Origin of the sequence: Curtobacterium sp. ME12 (assembly GCF_903970855.1) — a bacterium.
Taxonomy (GTDB): domain Bacteria; phylum Actinomycetota; class Actinomycetes; order Actinomycetales; family Microbacteriaceae; genus Curtobacterium; species Curtobacterium poinsettiae_A.
The window spans coordinates 100,242-125,343 of the sequence record NZ_CAJCKD010000004.1 but is presented as its reverse complement, the minus strand read 5'-3'; the positions used below and the strand labels follow the sequence as shown (position 1 = coordinate 125,343).

General features: G+C 72.2%; 18 protein-coding genes, 1 tRNA gene and 1 pseudogene. 9 read left to right on the top strand and 11 right to left on the bottom strand.

Translation table 11 applies throughout. The annotated features are described in order from the left end of the window. From H7A73_RS04160 to H7A73_RS04150, 3 genes and pseudogenes are all read left to right on the top strand, one after another. Positions 1-200, top strand: a pseudogene (locus H7A73_RS04160) (ATPase); the annotation flags it as partial. An 89-nt stretch (positions 201-289) separates the two neighbouring features. Beyond that, complete coding sequence (locus H7A73_RS04155) at positions 290-1,531, top strand: DUF58 domain-containing protein (RefSeq protein WP_182064797.1); 1,242 nt, start codon at positions 290-292, stop codon at positions 1,529-1,531. A 5-nt stretch (positions 1,532-1,536) separates the two neighbouring features. Next, positions 1,537-3,888, top strand: a complete 2,352-nt coding sequence (locus H7A73_RS04150) for a transglutaminaseTgpA domain-containing protein (RefSeq protein WP_182064796.1) — start codon at positions 1,537-1,539, stop codon at positions 3,886-3,888. A gap of 195 nt (positions 3,889-4,083) precedes the next feature. Here the strand turns inward: H7A73_RS04150 and H7A73_RS04145 are convergent, their stop codons facing one another. Further along, positions 4,084-4,686, bottom strand: coding sequence for a TetR/AcrR family transcriptional regulator (locus H7A73_RS04145; protein WP_182064795.1), 603 nt, complete (start codon positions 4,684-4,686; stop codon positions 4,084-4,086). A gap of 247 nt (positions 4,687-4,933) precedes the next feature. After that, complete coding sequence (locus H7A73_RS04140; RefSeq protein WP_071406483.1) at positions 4,934-5,695, bottom strand: trimeric intracellular cation channel family protein; 762 nt, start codon at positions 5,693-5,695, stop codon at positions 4,934-4,936. 69 nt (positions 5,696-5,764) lie between these two features. On the opposite strand from H7A73_RS04140, the gene efeU reads away from it, so the two are divergent. The 3 genes from efeU to efeB are packed head-to-tail and all read left to right on the top strand — an operon-like array spanning position 5,765 to position 9,886. Next, positions 5,765-7,375, top strand: coding sequence for an iron uptake transporter permease EfeU (gene efeU / locus H7A73_RS04135; protein WP_182064794.1), 1,611 nt, complete (start codon positions 5,765-5,767; stop codon positions 7,373-7,375). Then, positions 7,362-8,585, top strand: coding sequence for an iron uptake system protein EfeO (gene efeO / locus H7A73_RS04130; RefSeq protein WP_182064793.1), 1,224 nt, complete (start codon positions 7,362-7,364; stop codon positions 8,583-8,585). Before efeU ends, efeO begins: the two co-directional genes overlap by 14 nt. Then, the gene (gene efeB / locus H7A73_RS04125) at positions 8,582-9,886 is read left to right on the top strand and encodes an iron uptake transporter deferrochelatase/peroxidase subunit (protein WP_182064792.1); all 1,305 of its coding nucleotides are present in this window, start codon (positions 8,582-8,584) and stop codon (positions 9,884-9,886) included. Before efeO ends, efeB begins: the two co-directional genes overlap by 4 nt. A gap of 320 nt (positions 9,887-10,206) precedes the next feature. Here efeB and H7A73_RS04120 read toward each other — a convergent pair whose 3' ends face one another. From H7A73_RS04120 to H7A73_RS04105, 4 genes are all read right to left on the bottom strand, one after another. Then, positions 10,207-12,591 carry a bifunctional metallophosphatase/5'-nucleotidase gene (locus tag H7A73_RS04120; protein WP_182064791.1) on the bottom strand — a complete coding sequence of 795 codons (2,385 nt, stop codon included), beginning with the start codon at positions 12,589-12,591 and terminating at the stop codon, positions 10,207-10,209. A gap of 102 nt (positions 12,592-12,693) precedes the next feature. Next, a complete protein-coding gene (locus H7A73_RS04115; RefSeq protein ID WP_111109936.1) occupies positions 12,694-14,508 on the bottom strand; it encodes a thiamine pyrophosphate-requiring protein in 1,815 nt (604 codons plus the stop codon). A gap of 134 nt (positions 14,509-14,642) precedes the next feature. Further along, complete coding sequence (locus H7A73_RS04110) at positions 14,643-15,569, bottom strand: sugar phosphate isomerase/epimerase family protein (RefSeq protein WP_182064790.1); 927 nt, start codon at positions 15,567-15,569, stop codon at positions 14,643-14,645. After that, complete coding sequence (locus H7A73_RS04105; RefSeq protein WP_182064789.1) at positions 15,566-16,723, bottom strand: Gfo/Idh/MocA family protein; 1,158 nt, start codon at positions 16,721-16,723, stop codon at positions 15,566-15,568. The genes H7A73_RS04110 and H7A73_RS04105 overlap by 4 nt, the downstream gene beginning before the upstream one ends. A gap of 76 nt (positions 16,724-16,799) precedes the next feature. On the opposite strand from H7A73_RS04105, the gene H7A73_RS04100 reads away from it, so the two are divergent. The 3 genes from H7A73_RS04100 to H7A73_RS04090 all read left to right on the top strand — a co-directional run bounded on the left by H7A73_RS04100 (position 16,800) and on the right by H7A73_RS04090 (position 19,219). Further along, the gene (locus H7A73_RS04100) at positions 16,800-18,221 is read left to right on the top strand and encodes a glucose-6-phosphate dehydrogenase (RefSeq protein WP_111101352.1); all 1,422 of its coding nucleotides are present in this window, start codon (positions 16,800-16,802) and stop codon (positions 18,219-18,221) included. A gap of 29 nt (positions 18,222-18,250) precedes the next feature. Continuing rightward, positions 18,251-19,036, top strand: a complete 786-nt coding sequence (locus H7A73_RS04095; protein ID WP_182064788.1) for a dienelactone hydrolase family protein — start codon at positions 18,251-18,253, stop codon at positions 19,034-19,036. Positions 19,037-19,146: 110 nt separating this feature from the next. Next, positions 19,147-19,219 (top strand) — tRNA-Arg (locus tag H7A73_RS04090). Positions 19,220-19,404: 185 nt separating this feature from the next. Here the strand turns inward: H7A73_RS04090 and H7A73_RS04085 are convergent. The 5 genes from H7A73_RS04085 to H7A73_RS04065 form a co-directional block, all read right to left on the bottom strand. Continuing rightward, positions 19,405-20,034 carry a TetR/AcrR family transcriptional regulator gene (locus H7A73_RS04085; RefSeq protein ID WP_182064787.1) on the bottom strand — a complete coding sequence of 210 codons (630 nt, stop codon included), beginning with the start codon at positions 20,032-20,034 and terminating at the stop codon, positions 19,405-19,407. Between the two features lie 91 nt (positions 20,035-20,125). Beyond that, positions 20,126-20,806, bottom strand: a complete 681-nt coding sequence (aroQ, locus tag H7A73_RS04080; RefSeq protein WP_259362691.1) for a gamma subclass chorismate mutase AroQ — start codon at positions 20,804-20,806, stop codon at positions 20,126-20,128. Continuing rightward, entirely contained in the window at positions 20,803-21,024 is a 222-nt protein-coding gene (locus tag H7A73_RS04075; RefSeq protein ID WP_071406470.1) for a hypothetical protein, read from the bottom strand. The genes aroQ and H7A73_RS04075 overlap by 4 nt, the downstream gene beginning before the upstream one ends. Before the next feature lie 29 nt (positions 21,025-21,053). After that, positions 21,054-22,724, bottom strand: coding sequence for a glycoside hydrolase domain-containing protein (locus H7A73_RS04070; RefSeq protein WP_182064786.1), 1,671 nt, complete (start codon positions 22,722-22,724; stop codon positions 21,054-21,056). Positions 22,725-22,895: 171 nt separating this feature from the next. Further along, a complete protein-coding gene (locus H7A73_RS04065; protein WP_182064785.1) occupies positions 22,896-25,010 on the bottom strand; it encodes an acyltransferase family protein in 2,115 nt (704 codons plus the stop codon). Between the last annotated feature and the right edge of the window lie 92 nt (positions 25,011-25,102).

The window sequence follows — 25,102 nt, the reverse complement described above, 5'->3', positions numbered from 1 at the left end:
GTGCGCACGCGGCCCTGCTCGGCCGCCCGTTCGTCACCCCCGACGACGTCGCGACGCTCGCCCCGATCGTGCTCGCGCACCGGCTCGTGCCGGTCGCCCGTGGGCTCGGCGGCACCGGCGAGGACACCGTGCGCGAGATCGTCGTCCGCATCGTCTCCGACACCGCCATCCCGTTCACGGCCACCCCCGTCCGCTCCTGATGGCCGGTCCATCGGCACCGCCGTCGCTGCTGCGACGCGTCGGTGCCGCGCGGTCCACGGCGGCTCGGTTCGGCCGCCGCGGGTTGTCGTTGGCACGCCGGACACCGTTCCCGCGTCCGACGATCCGGGGCTGGACGGTCATCGCCGTCGGCATCGGCCTGGTCGGCGGCGGCCTGGTCGGCACCACGAGCGTCGCCGTCACGGCCGGCCTGCTGCTGCTCGTGTTGGTCGTGCTGGGCATCGTGATGGCGTTCGTCGTCGCCACCCCGCTCCGCGGGAGCCGCAGCACCGCTCGGGCGATCGTCCAGGTGGGGGAGGTCTACCGGGAACGCATCACCCTGGGCAGCACCAGTCTGCGGATCGGCCCGCGGGCGACGCTGCTCGTGCGCGAACAGCTCGAGGACGCCTTCGCCAGCCTTGCCGAGGCGGAGACCTACGCCGAGGTCGGGCCGAACCGGCCGCCGGCCGTGCTCGACGTCGAGGCGCTCGCGATGCACCGTGGTCGAACCCTGGTCGGTCCGGTGACGATCCGGGTGGAGGACCCGTTCGGTCTGCTCCGCATCGACCGTCCGGTCGTCCCTGTCGAAGAGGTCGTCGTCGTCCCGGCCTCGGCACCCCTCGGGGCGATCGATGCCGGCGCGCTCGCCGGTGCGGTCTCGGCCGACGAGGGCCGGGTCGGACAGGGTGGTTCCGCCGACGACAGCGAACTCCGCCCGTACCGACCGGGGGACCCGATCCGCCGGGTGCACTGGGCCCAGAGCGCCCGGCGCGGGGAACTCCACGTCCGCCAGACCACCCAGGCCCAGCCGCCCGAGGCCGTGATCGCCCTCGACGTCCGGCGCGAGTCCTACCAGCGGCTCGGTCGGGAGGACCTCGCCGAGCTCTCCGACCTGGGCGGCGACCAGGCCTTCGAGCACGCCGTCGTGGTGGCCGCCAGTGTCGCCCGTGCGCTCGCCGCCCGGACCTCCCGTGTCGTGCTCGTGTTCGACGGCCCCGAAGGCGCGACCCGGCACGCGGGCGACGTCGGCGGGCTGACCGACGTGCTCGTCGGGCTCGCCGACGTCCGGCTCCGTTCCGACGCGCGACAGGTGACCGACGTCCTGCCCGAGGTCCGCGGCCGCGACGTGCACGGCATGACCGCCGTCGTGACGGGTACCTGCACCGCGGAGGAAGCCGCCGAGCTCGTCAGCGCGACCAGCGGTTCGAGCCGCGGCATCCTGGCGACGATCGTGCCGCCGGACCCGGCCGTGCGGGGCATCCTCGACCGCGGCGGCTGGCGGACCCTCGTGGTGCCGGTCGTCGGCGCGACGCCGTCCGGAGCCGCCCGGTGACCGGGGTGAGCGCACCGGCGCGTGGTCGTGCCGACGTGCGCGAGATCCTCGACCGCGACGACGACCTGCGTGACGTCCCGAGCGCCTGGGTCGTGGCCCTCGCGCCGGTGCCCGTGCTCCTCGCTGCGCTCGCCATCCGACCGCTCGTGCAGGGCATCGCCTGGTGGGCATCGGGCGTCGTCGTGGTCGCCGTGCTCGTCGCCGTGATGCTCGCGGTGCGCCGGCAGACGCCCGGCATCCGCTTCGTCGTCCTGGTCGGCACGGTCATCGCCTGCTCGTGCGCCGCCGCCCTGGTCAACGACATCCAACCGCTCGGGTGGCTCGACGCCGACGGGGCCCTCGGGGAGACGCTCGCCGCGATCCGCCTGAACCCCGCACCACTGCCGCAGACCGACGCGATCCGGCTCGTGGTCACCGCGTCGATCGGCTGGGTGGCGGCCGTCTCGCTGTTCCTCGCCGCCATCGCGCGGATCCCGTCGCTCGCCGCTGCCCCCGCCCTCGTCATCCTGATCGTGCCGGGTGTCATCACCGGGCAGCCCGCCGGCACCCCGCTCGTCATCGCCACGGCGGTGGCGTTCCTCGCCCTGCTCTGGCTGTCCGTCCGCCCGGTGCAGCGCGCGCTGCCGGCCGCGGTCGTCGGGGCGATCGGACTCGTCGTGGCCATCGGGCTGCCGACGATCGTGCCGCTCAACGCCAGCTGGTTGTCCGGCGTGACCGGTGCGATCCAGTCGCCGATCCAGCCCGGACGGCCCGGCACCCTGCTCGAACTCGGCAACGACCTGCGCCGTCCGAGCGAGCTCGAGGTGTTCCGGTACCGCTCGTCGGACGGGCAGCCCGAGTACCTCAAGCTCGCCGACCTGGACGAGTTCGGCACGGGGGACTGGGTGCCGACCGTGACGAACGCGGCCGAGGCCGACACCGCCGACGAGCAGCAGTGGGCCGAGGGCGTCAACCCGCGCCTGGCGAGCCGCGGCGACGTGACGGTCCGGATCACCGGGCTGTCCAGCACCTACCTGCCCGTGCCGTCGGGAGCGGTGTCGATCGAGTCGCAGTCCACCAACCTCGACCTGTCGCAGTGGCGGTGGATGGGGAACTCGAGCACCGTCCGGTCGACGGGTGCCGCGACGGCCCGCGGTGCGATGTACGAGGTCTACGGGGCCTCGACCTTCGCCAACGACTACCTCGACGCGGTCGCCGCCTCGGGGGTGCTCGCCCGCTCCGACGGCCGTGGCTTCCGGGAGCCCAGCCGCCAGCAGCTGCGCACCGACCTCGCCCTGCCCGACGACCTGCCGGCGAACATCTCGACCACCGCGACCCGCGTCGCCGCCGCCGCGACCGACGACTACGGGCGGGCGCGGGCACTCGAGCAGTGGTTCCGCAGCGACCTGTTCACGTACTCCGAGACGGCCCCCGTCGAGCAGGGCTACGACGGCGACAGCATGGACGTCGTCTCGACGTTCCTGAAGGTCCGCGACGGGTACTGCGTGCACTTCTCGTCCGCGATGGCCGTGATGGCCCGCACGCTCGGCATCCCCTCGCGCATCGCGGTCGGGTACCGGGCCGGGTCGCCGCAGCCCGACGGTGAGTACGCGGTGTCGAACCGGCAGCTGCACTCCTGGCCGGAGCTCTACATCCAGGGCGCCGGGTGGGTCGCCTTCGAGCCGACGCCCGACTCCGACGAGGCCGCGCCGTCCGAGGAGCCCTCGGCCTCGCCGACCGCGGCGGCACCGGAGACCCCGCTGCCGGCACCCGAGCAGACCACCCCGGCGGACGAGTCAGCGTCACCGACCCCGTCGGCGTCCCCGGCGCCGGGTGCCGCGGGTGCTTCCGGCACCGGCGGCGGCGGTGGACCGGTCGGGCTGCTCGTGGGCCTGCTGCTCGTGCTCGCGGTCCTCGTCGCCCCGGGCCTCGTGCGTGCTGTTCGCCGCCGGTCGAGGCTGTCGGCGATCGCTGCCGGTCGGTCACCCGCCGTGCAGGCGTGGCGCGAGTTGCTCGACGACGTCGCCGACCACGGGTACGCCCCGGGCATCGCGCCGCCGGGTGACGCCGCCGCCGTGGCCCGGACCGCCCGAGCCGTGCTCGGACGTCTGCGGCCCGGGTTGCCGGAGTCGGTCGTGCCGCACCTGGAGGCCGCGGTCGACGCGGTCGATCGCGAACGCTTCGCCGCCGACGGGGCCGCATCGGTGGACACTCCGGCGCTGGAGCGGCACGTCCGCGACGCTCGGGAGGCTCTCGACGCCTCGGTCCCCACGGTGCGCGTCGTGCGGTCGCGCCTGTTGCCGCCGAGCCTGCTGCCGTCGTCAGCCTGGTCCCACGACGGGCCGAAGCCCCGCCGTCGGGATCGTCGCACGGCCTGACCCGGGCGCGTGCGCACCGTGCGAGCCTCGCACCGTGCGAGCCTCGCACCGTGCGAGGGGTGCGCCGAGTGGTGCGAGGTTCCGTACTCCGTGCGACCGGCGCGGCCTCGCACGGACTACGGAACTCCGCACCGTTCGAGCGGGGCGCCGTGGCCACCTCGCACGGTGCGAGGGCCCGCCCGCCGCACGCGCGCGTCAGCGCCGGCGGATGACCGCCTCGACCAGCGTCGCGATGAGCTCGCCCGGATCGACCCCGGGCAGCGCCGGCGCGTCGAACACCAGGCCGACGTTCGCCCCGATGAGCACGGTCGCGAACTCCTCCGGGGTCATGCCGACGTCGACCTCGGGGTGCGCACCGAGCCACAGCCGCACCAGCTCGAGCACCCCGTCCTGCAGGACCCGGCGCTGCCGGATGAACTCGGGCAGGAACTCCGGGTGGCGGACGGCGTACCCGCGGAACGCCGAGAGCAGCGCGAACTGCTCGCTCTGGTCGTGCTGCCCGAACGCGGCGCGCAGCACGTCCCCGACGTCGACGGCGGCGATGTCGGCGTGCACGAGCTCCTGCAGTGAGCCGAGGACCAGGTTCGTGGACCGTTGCATGACCTGCGCGAGCAGGTCCTCCTTGGACGAGAAGTTCGAGTAGACCGCACCCTTGCTGAACCCCGCGCGGGCGGCGACGTCGTCGAGCCGCGCGCCGTACACACCCTGTTCGGCGAAGACCGCGGCACCGGCGGCGAGCAGGCGTTCCCGGACCTCGGCGCGCGGGATGCGCTGGGTGGGGGAGGCGTCGTCGCTCATCGGTTGCTGCTCCGACCTGTGGTGGTGGTCGTCGGGGAGAGCATCGTGGTGGAGACCTGCCGCGCCGCGCGTCTGATCCCGCGCGGCATCAGCGAAGCCCCCATCCCCACGTCTGCTCGGAACCGGCGCGTTCGGGTCGCGTCGGTGCTGTGCGGACAGCGTTCACCGGGATCATCCCCGGCAGAACTGCCAGGACGATACCCGGCGGTACTGATCGTACCGTCGCGGAGCCGCGGAGGACAGCCCCTCAGTCCTCGTGCTCTTCTCGGACACTGCCGGCACCGGTCCGACGGCCCGGGCGCCGGAGCAACCGGAGCGCGTCCGGTCGCAGGCTCCGACCCCGCCGCAGCAGCGAACCGAGGGTCGACTTCGGCTGCCAGTCACGGCCGTTCGGCAGCCCCCAGCCCCGGCGGACCGCTCCCCAGCGGAGCCCGAGTGACAGGGTGATCGCGAGCAGGATGCCGAGCGACGGCGACCCGAGCGCCGAGGCGATCACCATCACGGCCGAGGCCGCGACGGCCACGGTGGCGTACAGCGCGTTGCCGCCGAACACCGCCGGCACCCGCCGCAGCAGCAGGTCGCGCATGGCCCCGCCGCCGACCGCGGTGATGGTCCCCATGATGATCGCGGCGGGCCAGTCGAGCCCGGCGTCGTAGGTCCGCTGCACGCCGACCACGGCCCAGAACCCGATCACGGCGGCGTCGAGCACGGTGAACAGCCGGTCCCAGGTGAGCTCGGAGAACGACACGAGGAACGCGATGAGCGCCCCGGCGACGGCGACCGGCACGTACAGCGGGTCGACGAGCGCGACGGGTGGTCCGTTCTGCAGCAGGGTGTCGCGGAGCATCCCGCCGCCGAGTCCGGAGACGAACCCGACGACCAGGAACCCGAACAGGTCGAAGTCCATCGCGCGGGCGATGGAGCCGCCGAGCAGGGCGGACGCGAAGACCCCGGCGAGGTCGAGCACGTTCGTGACCGACGCCAGGCCGTCGACGGACAGCAGGTTCATGAGAACCATCAAACATCACGTCGCACGACTGGCGGGCCGTTCGGCGGTTAGGTTAGCCTCACCTTCGTCATGCTCGCCACCCTCGTCATCGGTCTCCGTGAAGGCCTCGAAGCCACGCTCATCGTCGGCATCATCGCCGCGTTCCTGCGTCGCAACCGCGTCCCGCTCGCCCCGATGTGGTCGGGCGTCGGGCTCGCGGTGCTGCTCAGCATCGCCGTCGGCTTCGGGTTGCAGGCCGTCGAGCAGGCGCTGCCGCAGGCCCAGCAGGAGGGCATGGAGGCGGTCATCGGCATCGTCGCCGTCGTCTTCGTCACGGGCATGATCGTCTGGATGCGCACGCACGCGCGCACCCTGACCGCCGACCTCGAGGCCAGTGCGACCGCAGCGCTCGGCCGCGGCACCGCCTGGGCCCTCGCCGGCATGGCGTTCCTCGCCGTCCTGAAGGAGGGCTTCGAGACCTCGGTGTTCCTCCTCGCCACGTTCCAGGCGTCGTCGGACACGGGCCTCGCCGCCCTCGGCGCCGTGATCGGCATCGCCGCCGCGGTCGTGGTCGGCTTCGGCATCTACACCGGTGGCGTCCGCCTCGACCTGTCGCGGTTCTTCACCGGCACCGGGGTCTTCCTGGTCTTCGTCGCGGGCGGCCTGGTGCTGACCGTCCTCCGGCGCGCGCACGAGGCCGGCTGGATCGTCATCGGCCAGCAGCGCACCGTCGACCTGTCGTGGCTCGCCCCGAACGGTTCGGTGCAGGGCGCCCTGGTCACCGGCGTGCTCGGCATCCCGCCGGACCCGCGGGTCATCGAGGTGCTCGGCTGGTTCCTCTACGTCGTCCCGGTACTGGCCCTGACGCTCTGGCCGCGCGCCTGGCGTCCCTCGCCGGACCGCGTGCCCCGGGTGCGCGCCGTCGTCGCCGGCGCACTCGCCGTGGCGGCAGCGGCACTCGCGATCGCCGTACCGACGGGCGGGGTCGACCTGCCCCGCACCACCGCGGTCAGCGGCGACGCCAGCTCCGTCTCCGCCAGCGTCGACGGTGCGTCCGGCGTCCTCCGCGTGGCCGGCACCGGAACCGGTCAGGAGGCCCGACTCAGCCTGCCGACGTCGGCCCACCGCCGCGTCACCCGCGCGGGCGTGACCGCCGACCGGTGGCGCGTCGTGCAGAACGGTGTCAGTGAGCAGAGAAGCGGTGCCGACCGTCCGTCGACGCTGACGCTCGACGACCTCGTCACCCTGTTCGGCCGCCTGCCCGTCGGGGTCTCCCCGTCGACGAACCCCGGCCCCTTCTCGGCGCGCTGGGCCGTGCGCGACACGGTGACCCTGTGGACCGTCCGTGGTGGGGTCCTGGACGCGACCCGCGACGAACGCGAGGTGCTGACGCTGAGCGGTGGGGGCCTCCCGTCCGCACGCACCACGACCCTGGACCGCACCGTCTGGTCCGTCCCCGACGCCCGCGTCGAGCAGTCGGCCGCCTCGGTGGCCGCAGCGGACTCGCGATCAGCTGACCTGCTGCTCTGGAAGGCCTGGCTGCCGATCGCCCTGGGCATCGCGGCCACCGCGCAGGCGCTGCTGGCCCTCCGTGACCGCCGTCGCCGGCGACTCCCCACCATCCCCACCCCCGAACCCGTCCCCGCTCGTGGCCCTCCGGCCGCGGACCCTGCAAGGAGCACCGACCATGTCCTTCGGTAAGCCCGTCCGACCCCTGATCACCCTCGGCGCCCTCGGCGCCGTCACCGCCCTCGCACTCACCGGGTGCGCCGGCGGGTCCACCGGAGCCGACGGCTCCGGCTCCGGCGACGCGAAGGTCTCCCGCGTCACCATCACGCTCACCAACGACGGGCAGGACGCCTGCGCGGTGTCCTCGACGAAGGTCCCCGCGGGCCCCGTCACCTTCACGGTGAAGAACGAGTCGTCGACCGCGATCACCGAGGTCGAGCTGCTGCAGGACCAGCGGATCCTCGGCGAGAAGGAGAACCTGGCGCCCGGCCTCGACGCCGTCCGCTTCACCGCCACGCTGACCGGCGGGAAGTACCAGGTGTACTGCCCCGGCGCCGAGACCGAGCTGACGGACTTCACCGTCACCGGCAAGGCCGCGTCGACCGCGAACAGCAGTGCCTCGACCCTGCTCCGCGAGGGGACGAAGGGCTACGCGACCTACGTCGACGGCCAGGTCACCGACATGGTCGCCGCGGTCGAGCAGATGCAGGAGCACATCGACGCCGGCGACCTCGACGCGGCGAAGACCGACTACGCGAACGCCCGTCCGTTCTACGAGCACGTCGAGAGCGACGTCGACGGCTTCGTCAAGAAGGGGTTCACGGCCACCGACAACGCCGGCAACCTCGACTACCTGATCGACATGCGTGCCTCGAACCTCGACCCCGCCGTCGGCTGGAGCGGGTTCCACGCCGTCGAGAAGGACCTGTTCCAGGCCGGGAAGATCACCGCGTCGACCAAGCAGACCGCCGCGGACCTGACCGAGGACGTGCAGTTGCTCGCGAAGCTCGTGCCGACCCTGGACTACAAGCCGGAGGACCTGGCGAACGGTGCCGCCGGCCTGCTCGAAGAGGTGCAGTCCAACAAGATCACCGGCGAGGAAGAGGCGTACAGCCACATCGACCTCGTCGACCTCGCCGCCAACGTCGAGGGTGCCCGTCAGGCCTTCGCGTACCTCAAGCCGGGGCTGACCAAGCTCGACCCGACCCTGACGAAGCAGATCGCCAAGCAGTTCGATGCCACGAACACGCTGATGGACGGCTACCGCGACGCCGACGACCTGGGCGGCTTCGCCACGTGGGACGCCGCCACCAAGAAGTCCGACGCGAACACGATCTCGCAGCAGATCCAGGCGCTCCAGGACCCGCTGTCCCGCCTGGCCGAGAAGGTCGCGACCGCGTGACCGAGCCGGACGAGGCACCCCGGGCGGACGACGCACCGCGGGCGAACGTCTCCCGCCGTGGTCTGTTCGGCGCCGGCCTGGCCGTGGCCGGTGCCGGGGTCGGCGCGGCAACGGGCATCGGCGGCGCCACCGCGGCGACCGGCGTGAACCCGTTCACGGCGGCGACGAACGGCGACGAGTCGATCGACCTGTCGCAGAGCCAGCCGTTCTACGCCACCGCGGCACGGCAGCCGCAGGGCGGGATCCGCACCACCCCGCAGCGGTACTGCGTCTACATGACGTTCGACCTGTCGACGACCGTCACGACCGAGCTGCAGGTGCTCCTCGCCCGCTGGTCGGCCGCGATCGCCCAGCTGCAGGCCGGCAAGACCGTCGGCAGCGTCGAACCGGCGCACGGCAACGGGGTCGGCGCCGACACCGGCGAGGCGCTCGACCTCGGGCCGGCGTCCCTGACCGTCACGGTGGGCCTGGGACCGGGCGTCTTCGACGAGCGCTTCGGGCTGGCCGACCGCCGTCCGGCCGCGCTCGCCGACATCCCGACGCTGCCGAGCGACAACCTGCAGGCGGGCCTGACCGGCGGGGACCTGTCCCTGCAGGCCTGCGCCGACGACCCCCAGGTGGCGTACCACGCGGTGCGCGACCTGGCACGGATGGCCCGCGGCACGGCGACCGTCCGCTGGACCGTGCTCGGCTTCGGCCGGGCATCGGCGGGGCCGCACCAGAGCACGCCCCGCAACCTGATGGGGTTCAAGGACGGCACCCGGAACATCACGACCGATGCCGACCACGACCGGTTCGTCTGGCTCGACCGCGACGCCGGGTGGATGGCCGGCGGCAGCTACCAGGTGGTGCGGAAGATCCGGATGAACATCGAGACCTGGGACGCCGACGTCGTCAGCGACCAGCAGCGGGTGTTCGGACGGACGAAGATCCAGGGCGCGCCGCTCTCCGGCGGACAGGAGCACACCACCCCGGACTTCCACGCGAAGGACGACGACGGTGCGACGAAGATCGACGCGACGTCGCACATCGCCCTCGCCGCGCACGAGGCGAACGGCGGCGTGAAGATCCTGCGCCGGCCGTACAACTACACCGACGGGCTCAACGAGTACGGCCAGCTCGACGCCGGGCTGCTGTTCATCGCCTACGTGAACGACCCGGACCACTTCACGCGGCTGCAGCGGAAGCTCGGCGCCTCGGACCGGCTGAACGAGTACGTCTCGCACATCGGCTCCGCGGTGTTCGCCGTGCCGCCGGCACCGCGCAAGGGGTCGTACATCGGCGAGCAGCTGTTCCGCTGAGATGCGTCGCTGACTCGAGGAGTGGGCGCCCTCCGCCGTTTCCCTGGAGGCGGAGGACGCCCGCGTCGCGGAGTCTCGCCGAACGGAACCACCGTCGACTTGCTGAAAGCGACCCGGCACGACGCGTCGCGGTGCGACAACCCCGAGAGTACCCCGCGGATCCGCGGATCCGCAGTGATCGACCGGGATGGGACAGCAACCGTGACCACCGGGTCGCGCGACGCGTGCGCCGGACGTGCACCGGGCCTCCTGACCGATGCGGACGGGCCGCCTCACCAGGGTGAGACGGCCCGTCCGCGTGTGTGCCCGCAGGCGCGAGGTCAGTCCGTCAGGACCGTCGCGGCACGTCGTGCGCGGTTGCGGCGGAGGACCACGAGTGCCGTGATCCCGGCGAGCAGGAGCAGGCCGGCTGCGATCGCCGGAGCGGTCAGGTCCGCACCCGTGTAGGCGAGGTCGCCACCGGCGCGCGGGTCGTCGTCGGTCCCGCCGACGCCACCGATGCCGGCGTCGTCACCGTCACCCGTGCCCGGCCCGGGGACGACCCCGCCGCCCGGGTTCGGGGTCGGCGTCGGCGTCGGGTCGACCGGGTCCGTCGGGTCGGTCGGGTCCGTGGGGTCCGTCGGGTCCACCGCTGCGGCGACCGGGATCGTCACGGCGAGGGTGACGGTCTGGCCACCCGGCAGGGTGACGACGAGCGGAGCGTCCGTCGTGGCGACCGGCTCGGCCACCGCGGCGAGCGAGACGGAGCCGGCGGTGCGGGCGGCAGCGCGTGCCGCTGGGGCCTCGATCTCGGGCACCGTGACGGTCAGGGTCGCGCGACCCTGCTCGTCGTTCTTGTCGGTGATCGTCGGGTCGATCGCGGCCGATGCGAGCTCCTTGCCGTCCGCGGTGACCGAGACGGAGCCGGCCTCCGCCGGGTCCTCGCTGCTGAACACGAGCGACGACAGATCGAGCTCGATCTCGTCGCCGGGCTGGAACCCACCGGCCGGGGTCGGCGTGACCGCCACGCCGACGGCGCGCTGGTCCTTCGGGGGCGTGACCTTCGGGTGGGCGAGGAAGTAGTCCACCTGGGCCTGCAGGTCGACCTGGCCGGAGTCGGCGACGTTCGTGCCGGTCGCGAAGGCGGCGAAGTTGTCGCCACCGGTCGACAGGAACGAGTTGACGGTCACCTTGAGGGTGTCGGTCAGCGCGATCGGCTTGCCGTCGAGGGTCATCGCGGTGATGCGCTCGCCGCGGCCCTTCGACGGGTCGTAGGTGTACGCGAAACCGTCCGAGACGCCGAGCTTCAGGAACGGACGCTCGAGGCCGTCCGGCTGCCACTGCTGCTCGAGGGCGTTCTTGATCTGCTGGCCGGTCATGTCCTTCGTCACCAGGGTGTTGGCGAACGGCTGGACGAGCGCGGCCTCCTTGTAGGTGACGGTGCCGTCCGGGTCGCCGGCGCCGCTGGACGCGTAGACCATGTCGGTGCGGAGACCGCCCGGGTTCATGAAGGCGACCTGCGAGCCGTTCCGCTCGGTGGCGCTGCGCTGGACCTCGGCGATGTAGTTGCCCAGGACGGACTCGCCGCCGCGGTTCTCGGCCTTGCGGTCGGACTGCACGGCGCGACGCAGGTCACCCGTGATCTCGCCGAGCTTCTCGCCACCCTTGACGTCGGCGACGGCCTTCGCGGCGGTCACGATGTCGCTCACGGCGTTGACCGAGGTGGTGTCGGCGGGGACACGCTTGTCCTCGTTGACGGAGGTGACCGAGGACGTGATGCCGGTGAGCTGCTTGTCGGCGTCCACGGTGAGCTGCAGGTGTCCGAGGTTCACCCCGTAGGACCCGGCCTGGATCACCGGACGCTTCGTGCCGTCGGGGCCGGCGATGGAGTGGTTGTACGTCGCGTGGGTGTGCGCCGACACGATTGCCGAGACCTTCGACGAGACGCCCGAGGTGATCCCGCCGAAGGCACCGGTGCCGGTGGCGTCGGTGAGCGCACTCGTGGTGGCGCCCTCGTGCACGAGCAGGACGAGCACGTCGGCCTCGCCGTTGTCGTCCTTGCCGTCGGTGAGCTGCTCGGCGTACCGGTTGACCTGGCTGACGATCGGGGCCATCGCGAGGCCCTCGACCCCGCCGGGGCTGACGAGCCCGGGGATGAGGTCCTCGGTGGTGGCACCGATGAAGCCGACCTTGACGCCGCCCTTCTCCACGATGGAGTACGGCGTGAACGCGGGATCGGTGGTGCCGGCCTTGACGATGTTCGCCGAGACGTACGGCCAGTCGGCGCGGTCCTCGATGCGGCCGGTCAGGTCGTCCTGGCCCTTGTCGAGCTCGTGGTTGCCGATCGCGCTGACGTCGAGGTCCATGGCGTTCAGGGCGTCGATCGTGGGGGAGTCCTGCTGGATGAGCGAGGTGAAGGTCGAGGCGCCCACGTTGTCGCCGACGCTGGCGAAGATCGTGTTCGGGTTGGCCTCGCGGTACGACTGCACGACGCCGGCGAGCTTCGCGGCGCCGGCGGCCTTGTCGGCGGCGGTGCCCTCGGACTCGATGCGACCGTGGAAGTCGTTGACGTCGATGATGTCGATCGTCGTGTCGCCCTCGGCGGCGACGGCTGCGGACGGGACGGACAGTGCGACCAGGACCCCGGCGGTGGCGAGGGCCGCGCCGGCGCCGAGGCGTCGTCGGGTCGTCGCACCGGCGGTTCCGGTGGTGTGGGAAGTGTTCATCGCCGTCGAACCTACGAAGACGCACAGGCGACCCGCCAGACCCCGTCGCAAGTCGTCACATGACGTTCACACGGCCGTCCCCCTGGGCCCGCCCGACCTGGTTCAGTCGCGGCCGAGCGCCCCCTTCACCCGCTCGGTGACCTCGGTCGCCATCGCTTTGGCGGAGTCCTTCACGACGTCGAACTCGACCGGGTCACCCTTCAGCAGGCTCTTCGCCGTGTTGATCGCGTACTCCTTCGTGATGTGCGGGGGCAGCGGCGGGACGCTCCGGCTGACGTACGCGTCGATCAGGGTGACCCCCTGGTGCGCGAAGGCCCGCTCGACCGCCGCCTCGACCTCGGAGTCCTCGTGCACCGCGATGCCCTGGAACCCGAGCAGCGTCGCGTACCCGGCGTAGTCGATCGACTCGACGTCCTGCGAGCCGCGCCACATCGGGTTGCCGTCCTCGGTGCGCATCTCCCACGACACCTGGCCGAGGTCGTCGTTGTGCATGACCACGATGACGAGCTGCTGGTTCGGCCAGGCCGCTAGGTACTTCTTCACGGTGATCAGCTCGTTCATGCCGAGCATCTGGAAGGCCCCGTCGCCGATCGTGCACACCGCCGGGCGGTCCGGGAACGCGAACTTCGCCGTCACCGCGTACGGCATGGCTGCGAGCATCGTCGCGAGGCGGCCGGACATGTCGCCGCGCATGCCCTCGCGCAGCCGGATGTGGTGGCCGTACCAGTCGGCCGTCGTGCCGGCGTCGGCGGTGACCGTGACGCCGTCGGGCAGCCGGTCGTTCACGGCCTGGATCACCCGGCGCGGGTTCACGCCGTCGTCGTAGGCGACCTCGGACTGCGCACGCATCTCCGACTCCCACTCGCGCATCTCGTCGGCGACGGTCTGCTGGAAGGACCTGTCGGTCTTCTGCTCGAGCAGCGGGAGCACCGCGTCGAGCGTCGAGCCGACATCGCCCCACAGGTTCAGCTCGGTCGGGTACCGCAGGCCGAGCTGCTCCGGCTTGATGTCGACCTGGATGCCCCGGGCCTGCCCCGTCTTCGGCATGTACTCGCCGTACGGGTAGTTCGTGCCGAGCAGCACGAGGGTGTCGCAGTCGCGGATCTGGTGCAGCGACGGCAGCGACCCGAGCAGCCCGAGCTGCTGCGAGTGGTACGGCACGTCGGACGGGATCACGTCCTTGCCGCGGAGTGCCGTGATGATCCCCGCACCCGCCTTCTCGGCGGCGGCGAGCACCTGGGCCGTCGCACCGCGCGCACCCGCACCGACCAGGAACGTCACCTTCGACCCGGCGTTGATGATCTCCGCCATCTTCCGGACCTCGTCGGCGGGCGGCGTGATCCGGGTGGACGCGGGGACGTCGCTCGACCGCGAGGCCCAGTGCTCCAGCGGCGGCGCGTCGTACGCCATCGCCTGCACGTCGTGGGGCAGCACGACGACGGCCGGCTGCTTGCGGAGCGATGCCGTGCGGAACGCGGTGTCGAGCACCACGCCGACGGCCTCGGGCGTGGCCACCGTCTGCACGTAGCAGGCGACGTCGGCGAACACGCGCTCCAGGTTCGACTCCTGCTGCGTGAACGATCCCATCGCCGCGAGCCCCTGCTGGCCGACGATCGCCACCACCGGCTGGTTGTCCATCTGCGCGTCGTACAGCCCGTTCAGCAGGTGGAAGGCACCGGGACTCGACGTCGCGACGCAGACCCCGACCTCGCCGGTGAACTTCGCGTGCGCGGTCGCCATCAGCGCCGCGATCTCCTCGTGCGTGGGGCGGACGTACTCCAGGCCGTCGCCCGTCGACGCAGCCTTGCCGAGCGCGCCGTCGAAGGCGCCGATCCCGTCGCCGGGGTACCCGAACACGCGGGAGACCCCCCACGCCTTGATGCGGTCGATGACGAAGTCGCTCACGGTCGTGCTCATGGCACCAGCGTGCGCGGGCGCGCACGGGTCCGTTCACAGGCACCGGACTGGAGGCGCGGATCACGTGACCGACGTCGGTCACGTGATCCGGGCCTCCAGACCAGGGCCATGTGCTCGTCGCCGGTGGGTGCTCGCTACTGCTCCTGCGCGATCAGCGGACGGAGCGTGCGGTGCGCGATGCGCAGCCCCTCGAGCACCCTGTCGTCGGTGCCGCCCCAGAGCGGGTCCTCGTGCTCGACGCTCAGCGTGCCGTCGAAGCCCGCCTCGTAGAGGCGGTCGACGACGCGCGGCCAGTCCACGACACCGCGACCCGGCACGCGGAACCGCCACCAGCCCATGTCCCACGGGTCGTCGGCCTTGTCGACCTTGCCGAAGAACCCGTACTCGTTGCGCTTCCTGGGGAACAGTTCGAGGTCCTTCGCCTGGGCGTGCACGATGTGCTCGGCGAACGGCAGGATCGTCTCGACCGGGTCGATGCCGATCCACGTCAGGTGCGACGGGTCCCAGTTCAGCCCGAAGCCCAGATCCGTCACCCAGCCCCAGAGCTCGGGGGAGTACGCGATGTTGCCGGGGTACCCGTCCGGGTGCCAGCCCTCCATCACGCAGTTCTCGATGACGAGCCGCACACCGCGCTCGCCGGCGTAGTCGACGAGCTCGGGCAGGACCCGGTTCCCCTCGGCCATGTTCTCGCGGACGGACTTCGTGGTGTCGCGCCCGATGAAGGTGCCGACGTACGGGATGCCGAGTGTCTGCGCCGTGTCGATCGCGTGCTTCAGGTGGGTCCGCACCGCCGCCCGGTGCTCCGGGTCCTGGTGCAGGTTGTTCTCGTAGTACGCGAGCGCGGAGATCTCGAGGCCGGTGCGGTCGAGCAGGGCGCGGGTGGCCCGGGCGTCCTCGTCGGTGAAGGTGGCGACCGGCAGGTGCGCCGCTTCGAAGTCGCGGCCGCCGGTGCCCGGCCAGACGGCGACCTCGAGCCGCTCGTAGCCCTGCTGCTGGGCGAACCCGGCAATCCGGTCGAGCGACCAGCCGGGCAGGCAGGCGGTCAGCATGCCGAGCTTCACCGGATCTCCCGCCAGGTCGTCTCGGCCGCGCTGCCGATCACGGCCTCGATGATGTCGGCGGAGCGGGCGCCGTCCGCGAACGTCGGCAGCCCGTCGGGGACCACCCCGGTGCGGACCGCGGTGTAGGTGTCGGCGACGAACGCCGCGAAGGCGTCGAGGTACCCCTGCGGGTGCCCGGCCGGCACGATCGCCAGCCGGCGCTGGTCCGGGTACCCCTGCGACGGGTCGCGGACCACGATCTGCGCGCCGCGCTCGTTGCCGAACCACGCCGACTCGGGCTGCTCCTGGTCGAACGCCGCGCTGCCGCGGGTGCCGTCGACCTCGAACCACAGGCGGTTCTTGCGGCCCGACGCGACCTGCGAGATCACGACGTTCCCGATGCGGCCCGTGGCGGTGCGGAAGGTGGCGACGGCGGTGTCCTCAGTGGTGACCTCGGCACGCTCGGCCGCGTCGGCCACCGGGTCCGGGTCGGGGGAGCCGGAGAACGACGGACCGGACGCCGCCGGCCGCGTCGGGTAGACGATGTCGGTCGCGGCGGACACCGAGGCGAAGCGCTCGCCCGTGACGAACTCGACCAGGTCGCACCAGTGCGAGCCGATGTCGGCGAACGCGCGGGACAGCCCGCTCGAGGTCGGGTCGACCCGCCAGCTCGAGGCGTCCTCGTCGAGCATCCAGTCCTGCAGGTAGTGGCCGTGAACCGCGAGCAGCCGGCCGAGCTCCCCGTCGGCGATGCGCGCCCGGATCTCGCGGACCATCGGGTGGTACCGGTACACGAACGGCACGGTGGCCACGACACCGGCCTCGGCTGCGGCGGCGACGAGCTCGGCGGCCTGCGCGGGGTCGATCGCCAGGGGCTTCTCGCACACCACGTTGATGCCGGCCGCGATCACTGCGAGCGCCTGCGGGTGGTGCTGGTCGTTCGGGGTGCAGATGTGCACGACGTCGGGGGCGTCGGCGATGACCTCGTCGAGGGAGGCGTAACCACGGGGCAGGTCGAGCTGCGCCGCCACCTGCTCGGAGCGGGCGGCGTTCCGACCGAGCACACCGAGGACCTCGGCACCGGAGGCCCGGGCCGCCCGGGCGTGGACGCCGGCGATCATGCCCGTCCCGACCACGGCGACACGGAGGCGTCGCCCTTCGTACCCACTGCTCATGGTGCTCCCTCGCGCCGGAATGACACCACCGTAGCGGCCCGGTCATCCACCGGGGCCGATGAGTACCGTCTGCAGCATGTCGAGCCTCCAGACCAGCCTGCTCATCCTCGGAGCCAGCGGCGACCTGTCCAAGCGCCTGCTCCTGCCCGGCCTCGCGACCCTGCTCCAGGTGAAGGACGACTGGGACGTCCAGCTCGTCGGGGCCGGTGTCGAGGACCTGTCCGACGCCGATTGGAAGGCGCAGGTGCGCGAGTCCTTCGAGAACGCGCAGGCGTCGAAGAACGAGGAGGACGAGGGCGCCTCCGGTGACACGGCGCTGCCGGAGCGACTGCAGGCCGTGGTCGACGCCTCGACCTACCGGAAGGCCGACGTCACCGACCCGGACGACCTGCGCGCACTGCTCGCCGCGTGCGAGCACGACCCCGCGATCTACTTCGCGCTGCCCCCGGCGGTCACCGAGAAGAGCTGTGAGCAGCTCGCGCACCTCGACCTGCCCGCCGGCACCCGGCTGGCGCTCGAGAAGCCGTTCGGCACCGACGCCGACAGCGCCTCGCACCTGAACGACCTGCTGCACTCGTTCATCCCCGAGGAGCGCATCCACCGCGTCGACCACTTCCTCGGCCGCTCCACCGTGCTCAACCTGCTCGGGCTGCGCTTCGCCAACCGCATCATCGAGCCGCTGCTGTCGTCGCAGCACGTCGAGCGCGTCGACATCGTCTACGACGAGACCCTCGGGCTCGAGGGCCGGGCGCGCTACTACGACAAGGCCGGGGCGCTCACCGACATGATCCAGAGCCACCTGCTGCAGGTGATGGCCGTCGTCGCGATGGAGGCCCCCGCCTCGATCAAGGCCGACGACCTGCGCACCCAGAAGGAGCTCGTGCTGCGGGCCGTCCGACCGTGGGGCGGCGATGTCGTCACCGCGGGCAAGCGCGCCCGGTACACCGCCGGCACCGTCGGGGACCGCCAGCTGCCGTCGTACGTCGACGAGGACGGCGTGGACCCGTCGCTCGGCACCGAGACCCTCGCCCAGCTCACCCTGGAGATCGCGAACTGGCGCTGGGCCGGCGTCCCGTTCACCCTGCGCTCCGGCAAGGCGCTCGCCGCGCAGCGCCGCGAGATCGTCATCACGTTCAAGGACTCCCCGCACGTGCCCGAGGGGCTCACCGGCACCGAGCTGCCGGACCGGCTGCGCATCTGGATCGCCCCGGACGAGATGCAGCTCGAGCTCAACGTCAACGGCGCCGGTGACCCGTACACGATCGACCACACGAGCCTCGAGGTGACCTTCAACCCTGGGCGCCTGAGTGCCTACGGCGAGGTGCTGGCCGGCGTGCTCGAGGGCGACGCCACGCTGTCGGTCCGCGGTGACAGCGCGGTGCAGGGCTGGAAGGTCGTCGGACCGTTCCTCGACGCGTGGAAGGCCGGCAAGGCGCCCCTCGACGAGTACGCCGCCGGCTCCGTCGGCCCCGACGGCTGGGACAACATCGAGGCCTGAGCCCGAGCGGCGGCGTAGCGTCGGGCGACGTGAACACCACCGACGACGTCCTGCAGACCGTTCCCGAACCCGCCGGCGCCGACATCCGCGTCGACGACGTCCCCTACGACCACGAGGGCACCGAACTGCTCGGTGTGCTCGCGAAGGACGCCGCGATCGCGGGCCGTCGTCCGGCCGTCCTCGTCGTGCACGACTGGCACGGCGTGAACGAGCACGTCGAGGCACGGGTGACGATGCTCGCCAGGCTCGGCTACGTCGCGTTGGGCGCGGACATCTACGGAGCCGGCGTCCGGCCCGGTGACGACACCGCGGCCCAGGTCGCCGGCGGTTTCTACCAGGACCTGCCCCTGCTGCGCGCCCGCGCCACTGCCGGGCTCGAGCGACTGCTCGCCGACCCGGACGTCGACCCCGCCCGCGTCGTGGTGATGGGCTACTGCTTCGGTGGCTCGACCGCACTCGAACTCGCACGGACCGGGGCCGACCTGGTCGGTGCCGTGGCGTTCCACGGCGGCCTCATCGCGCACGACCCCTCGGACGCCGCGGACATCCGGGCGAAGCTGCTCGTCCTCACCGGGGGCGCCGACCCCGTCGTGCCGGACGAGGCCGTGCACGCGTGGCAGGACGAGATGCGGGCGGCGCCGGACGTCGACTGGCAGGTCGTGACGTACTCGGGCGCGATGCACGCGTTCGCCGTACCCGGCACCGACGCCCCGGACCACGGCGCGCAGTACCAGGAGCGTGCCGATCGCCGGTCGTGGCAGGCACTCCGGGTGTTCCTGGCCGAGGTGTTCGACGAGGAGCCCGCGGCGCTGTGACGGTGCGGCCGTCGGAGACCGTTCGCGACACGCCGAGCACGGGGGCCGGAGGGCCTCGATTGGCGCCCGGGCCGCACCTGTTGTAGAGTCTTCCACGGCCGCAAGGCCACGCGCTCGTAGCTCAATGGATAGAGCATCTGACTACGGATCAGAAGGTTGGGGGTTCGAGTCCCTTCGAGCGCACAGTACGAGGAAGGGCCCCGGTGGATTCCACCGGGGCCCTTCCTCGTTCCGGCAGGCGACGCTCGTCGGCCTTCCGGGCGCCGGCGACCACCCCGAGGCGGAGCAACTGGAGCGCTGGCGCTGTTCCGGTCATGGGGCACTGTACGGTGCGGCCCGACCACGGGTGCACCGGACGGTGCGACCGGTCAGGGAGCCGGCGTGTACGGCTGGGCCGCCGCGATGACCTCGGATGCACCGGCGATGCCGAACGACGTGAAGAGCGGTGCCCACAGCGCCTTGAGCTGCGCCACGAGCTCGTCGTCGGTCAGCTGCGTCGAACCGTCCACCATGCCCAGCGTCGTGTTGAGGAGCAGCAGGACGGACGGCTGGACCGCGGCCGCGTCGACGTCCGCCGCCGCGACCCCGGCGCTGACGAGCTCGCCCCGCGTCATCTCGAACCAGTCGAAACCGCGCGGTACCGGCACGCCGGCCTTGCCGAGTTCGTGCAGGAGCCGGACCGCGCCGCCCGCGACCGAGCCCCGGCGGACGTCCATCCCGGTGGTCAGGAGGAACACCGTCAGCCGCTCGATGCCCGGCTGCGCAGGGAGTGCGTCGAAGAGTTCACGCCAGCGCTGCTGCTGCAGTTCGATGACCGCCGTCGCCAGGTCCTTCTTCGACGGGAACAGGTGGTACCCGATCGCCGACTTCGGCTTCCCCATCGCCTCGGCGACGCGGGAGAACGTGGTCGCCTCGTAGCCGAAGGCGGCGAACTGCTGCCCTGCGGCATCGATGATGGCTCGTCGAGAGGCCTCCATGGCAAGCTGCCGCTGGTTCATCTGGCGCGGTGTCCTTCCTCGCCCGAGCTGAGCGATCAGTGAACACCACATCCTAGGGCCGCTCACGATGACGGCCCGTCCCCTGCCCGCGTCAGGCGGCGCAGAACGTGTGCCAGGCCACGTCGATCCCCTTCCGGTGCAGCGAGTCGAGTCCGACGTCGAGGTGCTTCCGCTCGGCGTCCACCAGGTGTGCGCACCGGTGGTCCTGGGCGACGGTCTGGGCCTGGCCGAGTGCCGTCACCAGGTCGGTGTCGATGGCGTCGAGCTGGGGGCGGATGGTCGTCAGGTCCGGTGCCGTCGTGGGTGCGGTCCACGGGTTGTGCGTCCAGTGGTTGATGAGGCCGCGCTGGACGACCTTGCTCGCGGCGATCTGCGCGCGGATCACCCGGGTCACCAGCACGGGGTCGACGCCCTGCTGCTCCGCCAGGGTGACCGCTTCGTCCACGACGGCCTGTTCGCGCACCGGATCGGCGACCGGCTTCCCGCTGAGCCACTTCGACTCCGCCACCGGGTCGGCGAGCTCGAGCCGTCGGAGGATGAGCGTGCCGATGGTGTCGAGCTCCGCCGTCGACGCCGTGGGACGGGAACCGTCGTGGGAGATGGTCATCGTGGAACCCGTCGGTTCGGCGGACGTGGGCAGTGGATCGGCGTTCGCCGCCGAGGTCGGCAGGGCGATGCCCGCCGCGAGCAGCCCGAAGGCCAGGGCCGTCGCGGCGGTCCGGCGGGTGCGGTGCCGGACGGTGGTCGGGGTGGTGTGGTGTGCGGTGTTCACGGGGTTTCCTTCCCGAACCGGCGCCGGACGCGTCGGGTCAGATCGTCGATGATCGGTTTGATGACCTCGTCGTAGAACGGGTAGACGCCGAAGTGGTCGGCGCCCTCGTCGCAGTAGCAGTCCATCGAGATCGCCTCCTCGAAGTTCGAGAAGACGTAGGTGGCACGGTGCGGGAACACGGCGTGCGGCTCGTCGTCACGCGGGGTCGTGGTGGTCACGGCGGCGCTCGATCCCGGTCGGCAGTTCGTCAGCCGGCCAGCCGAGCCGCGGGGACGCCGGGGTCGCGCCCGGAGTCCACCACCGCGTCGATCTCGGTGGACCCGTTGCCCGACCCGACCGTGCGGTTCTGGATCTGGTTGAGCGACCAGTTGCCCGGCAGTGGCTCGAGCTGGTTGCCCGACCAGGCCGGCGACATCCCGGCGACGAACGAGAAGTGCGCGAGTCCGGCGCTGCTCACGGCGGTGCACGTGGCGCGGGAGCCGTAGACGCCCGCCTTGTACAGGTTCCCGCGGTCCCGCAGGCCGGCGGCGACGCCACGGAAGTACGGGACCACGAGCGACTCGTCCTGCGCCGCGGTCGCGTCGAAGTCGGCGGCGAAGTAGACGGTGGTCTGCTTCGGGATCCCGAGCTTCCGGGCCGCGTCGTGGGCGCGGTGGGCGTCGCGGACGCCCTGTTCCTCCGTGAACCACGAGGCAGCGAACCCGCCCTCCTCGAAGATCGGCCACAGCCCAAGGCCGGCGCTCGCCATCACACGGAGTTCCTCGGGGGTCAGGGCCTTGTCGAGTGCCCCGGAACGCTGGTGGTTCGTGAGGTACCGGCCGACGCTGGTGGCACCGGACGCCCGGACGGCGGCCGCGCGGGCGTCGTCGAGGCGCACCGCGGTGTCGGCACCGGTCGTCGCACGGTCCGGGTCACCCGTGCTCGCCGCCAGGGCTGCCCAGGTGCCGGCGTCGCACGTCCCGGTCTGCTCGGCGGGCGGGAACGCCTGGAACTGCTGGAACGCACGGACCACCGCGGCGTCCGCCGCCGAGTAGGCACTGCTGAACACGACGCGCTCGCCGTTCAGCACCAGGAGCGCCTTGACGAGCAGCACCCAGGCGCCGGTGGCCCCGACCCCGACGACGCTCGGGCCCGCGGCACGGAGCGCGGCGGCCGTCCCCGGTCCCCAGGCGCCGTCGACCGTGACGCCCACCGCGACCTGCACCGCGCGGATCGCCGCCGAGTACGTGCTCGTGTCGACGAGTCCGCTCGTGCTGCCGTACGCGCCGCCGGTCGCCTCGGCGTAGGTGCGGTTGAGGTACTGCTGCACCGCGCGCACCGCTCGGGACCCGCCGGAGGCGAGCCGGACCGGGTCGACGGTCAGGAGTGCGGCGTACAGGTGCGCCGACAGCGGGAGCGCGCCGGGCTCGGCACCCAGGTCGGACCGGAGCGCCTGCACGGCCGCGACGGTGGCCGCGTCGTACTCACCGGTGAGCGTGACGGTCGAGGCGCCCTTGCAGACCAGTCCGGCCTGGACGAGCCGGCGCCAGGTGGCGGCGTCGTCGCCCGTCTCGGCCCCGACGTCGCCGTGCTGTTCGAGCTTCCGACGGGTCGTCGGCCCGAACGTCGCGACGACGGGGGAGATGCCGAGCAGCGACTGGGTGGCCTGCACGATCCCGAGCACGGTGCCGCTGCCGGTCAGCCCGTCCTCATCCACGTGCACCCATCCGTGCAGGTGCCCGAAGGTCGTGTTGAGCCAGCGCTGCACGGCCAGCACGCCCGAGTCGGCGGAGCCGGACGAGCCGGAGGAACCGGTCGACCCGGTGGAGCCGGCCGCGCCGGAGGGGGTGGCAGCGTCGGCCGGGGCCGCGAGTGCGGTCGTGACGAGCGGGACGGTGGCGGTGATGCCGATGAGCGCAGTTCGGCGCGAGATGTGCACGGGGGTGCCCCTTCAGTTGCCTCGAGCGTCCGCTGGCCGTCGATCGCGCTGTGCGATGCTGATGGCCGCGGCATGGTCCGAGCAACTTCGTCCCTCAACTTGGGACGGTCCTGCAATTCGGCAGACGATCGTCTGATGAAGCGCTCAGTCCCCCCGTCCGGGCCGCCCCGCTCAGCGCGCGAAGGCCGCCAACCGGTCCTGCAGCGCACGCTCCAGGTACGGCTCGAGCGACGACGCCCACGTCGCGGTGATGTGCGTGCTGTCCCGGTAGACCAGGACGCCCCCGACGACCGCAGGGCACGTGGTGTCGGTGCAGTAGTAGCGGCTCAGGTCGATCGACGCCGCCTTGCCCCCGGCTGCCCGGAACGCGGCGACGGCCTCGACCGACGAGTCCGTCGTGCCGAGCGCTTCGGCGCGCGACCGGTCGCAGGCGTCCGTCGTCGGCCCGGACATCGTGCTGAGGCAGGCGACGACGTCGGGGCGGGGCACCGGGTTGTCACGGACGGCGATGACGGGTAGCTCGTCACCGGCCGCCTGCTCCCATGCGTCGACCAGGCCGTTGCGGGTGGCCTTGTCGCGGGCGGGTCCGGGCGGCAGGCTCACCGGCATCTGCGTGGTGGAGTGGGTGACGACCAGGGCGTCGGCGTCGCGGTGCTCGCGGACGTAGTCGATGGCGGCGTGCTTCCACGAGTTGCAGCCCCGCATCGACGAGGGGCTCAGCGAGTCCTGCTGCGCGGTGGTGAGGTAACACCCGCCGGCGCCGGCCAGGTCGATCCGCCAGCCGTTGTCGTCCGCGATCTTCTCGTACGCACCGAGCAGTGCGTTGCTGTGCGAGTCGCCGATGACGATGAGGTGCTTCGACCAGCCGGTGGTCTTGCCGAGGACGCAGGGCCGGAACGTGCCGCTCCAGCACTCGGCGCGGTTGTCGTCGTCGTCCTTGGCCACGGCCGGAGCGGGCACACGGACGTCGGCGAGCTCGGGGTCGACGCAGGGGTCCGCGAACCCGATGCGCGCGGCGGCACCGAAGCAGGACTCGTCGTCGTCCTCCTGCTCCGCGGTGACCTGCTTCGTGACCGTGGTCGCGTTGACCTCCTGCACGTAGACGGCGGTCAGGGTGGCTGCCCCGAGCGTCACGACGGTGAAGCTGCAGATGACGGCGAGCGAGACGACGCCCCGGGGCTGCAGGTCCCGCAGCCACGTCGAGAACCGGACCGGTTCCTCGAACCAGATCGTCGTCACGGTGGCCAGACCGATCGCGACGAGCAGTACTGCCGGACTCGTCGCCCAGTCGAGCGGACGTCCCAGCATGATCGGCAGGATGACGACGAGTGGCCAGTGCCAGAGGTAGAGCGCGTACGAGATCCGCCCGAAGAAGGCGACGGGCCGGAGCGCACCGACGTCCTCGAACTCGGTCCCCGCGCCGAACAGCAGCACGAGCGCCGCGCCGGCGACCGGCAGCAGCGCCGCGATCCCGGGGAACGCCGTCTCCGGGGTGATCACGACGAGGGACAGTGCGAGGGCCACGACGCCGATGCCGGTGGCGACCAGGCGGACCCGCCGGGCGACCTCGGTGCGGACCTCGGGCAGGTGCACGGTGGCGACGAGACCGCCGAGTGCGAACTCCCACGCGCGGGTGCCGGTGGAGAAGTAGGCGACGCCGGGGTCGGTGGCGGTCTGCACGATGCTCCACACGAGGGACAGCACGACGACGCTGCCGAGCAGCAGCCGCGCGGTCGCCAGCGGCGTGGACCGACGGCGTGCGAGTGCCCCGATGCCGAGCAGCAGGAGCGGCAGGAGGATGTAGAACTGCTCCTCGACCGACAGCGACCAGAAGTGCTGGAACGGTGAGGGGGCGTCGGCCGACGCCAGGTAGTCGACGGCGTTCGCCGCGAGCTCCCAGTTCTGCAGGTACACCGTCGAGGCGATCAGCTCACGCCCGTACTGCCCCCACAGCGCGCTCGGCACGGCGACGAGCACCGCGACTCCGGTGACGACGATGGTGAGGAACGCGGCCGGCAGTAGGCGTTTGGCCCGGCGCGACCAGAACCGTCCGAGCCGGATCGTGCCCGTCGCGAGCTGTTCCCGCAGCAGCAGCCCGGTGATCAGGAAGCCGGAGATCACGAAGAAGACGTCGACGCCGACGAACCCGCCGTGCAGGGCGCCCGGCCACAGGTGGTAGACGACGACCGCGAGGACGGCGAACGCGCGGAGGCCCTGGATGTCCCACCGCGTGGTGTCGCGCGCTCGGTGCGCGGGGCCCCGTTCGCCCGGCGTTGCTGTACTCACTGCCTCGATCCTAGGAGACGGCGTCACCTTCGCGGGGCACGACGGACGGGAGGCCCGTGGCGGTGTCGCCACGGGCCTCCCGTTCCTCAGGT

Coding starts and splice junctions, on each gene's coding strand:
- H7A73_RS04105 (WP_182064789.1), bottom strand. CDS start 16,723: ATGAGCAGTGGGTACGAAGGGCGACGCCTCCGTGTCGCCGTGGTCGGG.
- H7A73_RS04140 (WP_071406483.1), bottom strand. CDS start 5,695: ATGAACCTGCTGTCCGTCGACGGCCTGGCGTCGGTCACGAACGTGCTC.
- H7A73_RS04100 (WP_111101352.1), top strand. CDS start 16,800: ATGTCGAGCCTCCAGACCAGCCTGCTCATCCTCGGAGCCAGCGGCGAC.
- H7A73_RS04145 (WP_182064795.1), bottom strand. CDS start 4,686: ATGAGCGACGACGCCTCCCCCACCCAGCGCATCCCGCGCGCCGAGGTC.
- H7A73_RS04085 (WP_182064787.1), bottom strand. CDS start 20,034: ATGAACCAGCGGCAGCTTGCCATGGAGGCCTCTCGACGAGCCATCATC.
- efeO (WP_182064793.1), top strand. CDS start 7,362: ATGTCCTTCGGTAAGCCCGTCCGACCCCTGATCACCCTCGGCGCCCTC.
- H7A73_RS04115 (WP_111109936.1), bottom strand. CDS start 14,508: ATGAGCACGACCGTGAGCGACTTCGTCATCGACCGCATCAAGGCGTGG.
- efeU (WP_182064794.1), top strand. CDS start 5,765: ATGCTCGCCACCCTCGTCATCGGTCTCCGTGAAGGCCTCGAAGCCACG.
- H7A73_RS04120 (WP_182064791.1), bottom strand. CDS start 12,591: ATGAACACTTCCCACACCACCGGAACCGCCGGTGCGACGACCCGACGA.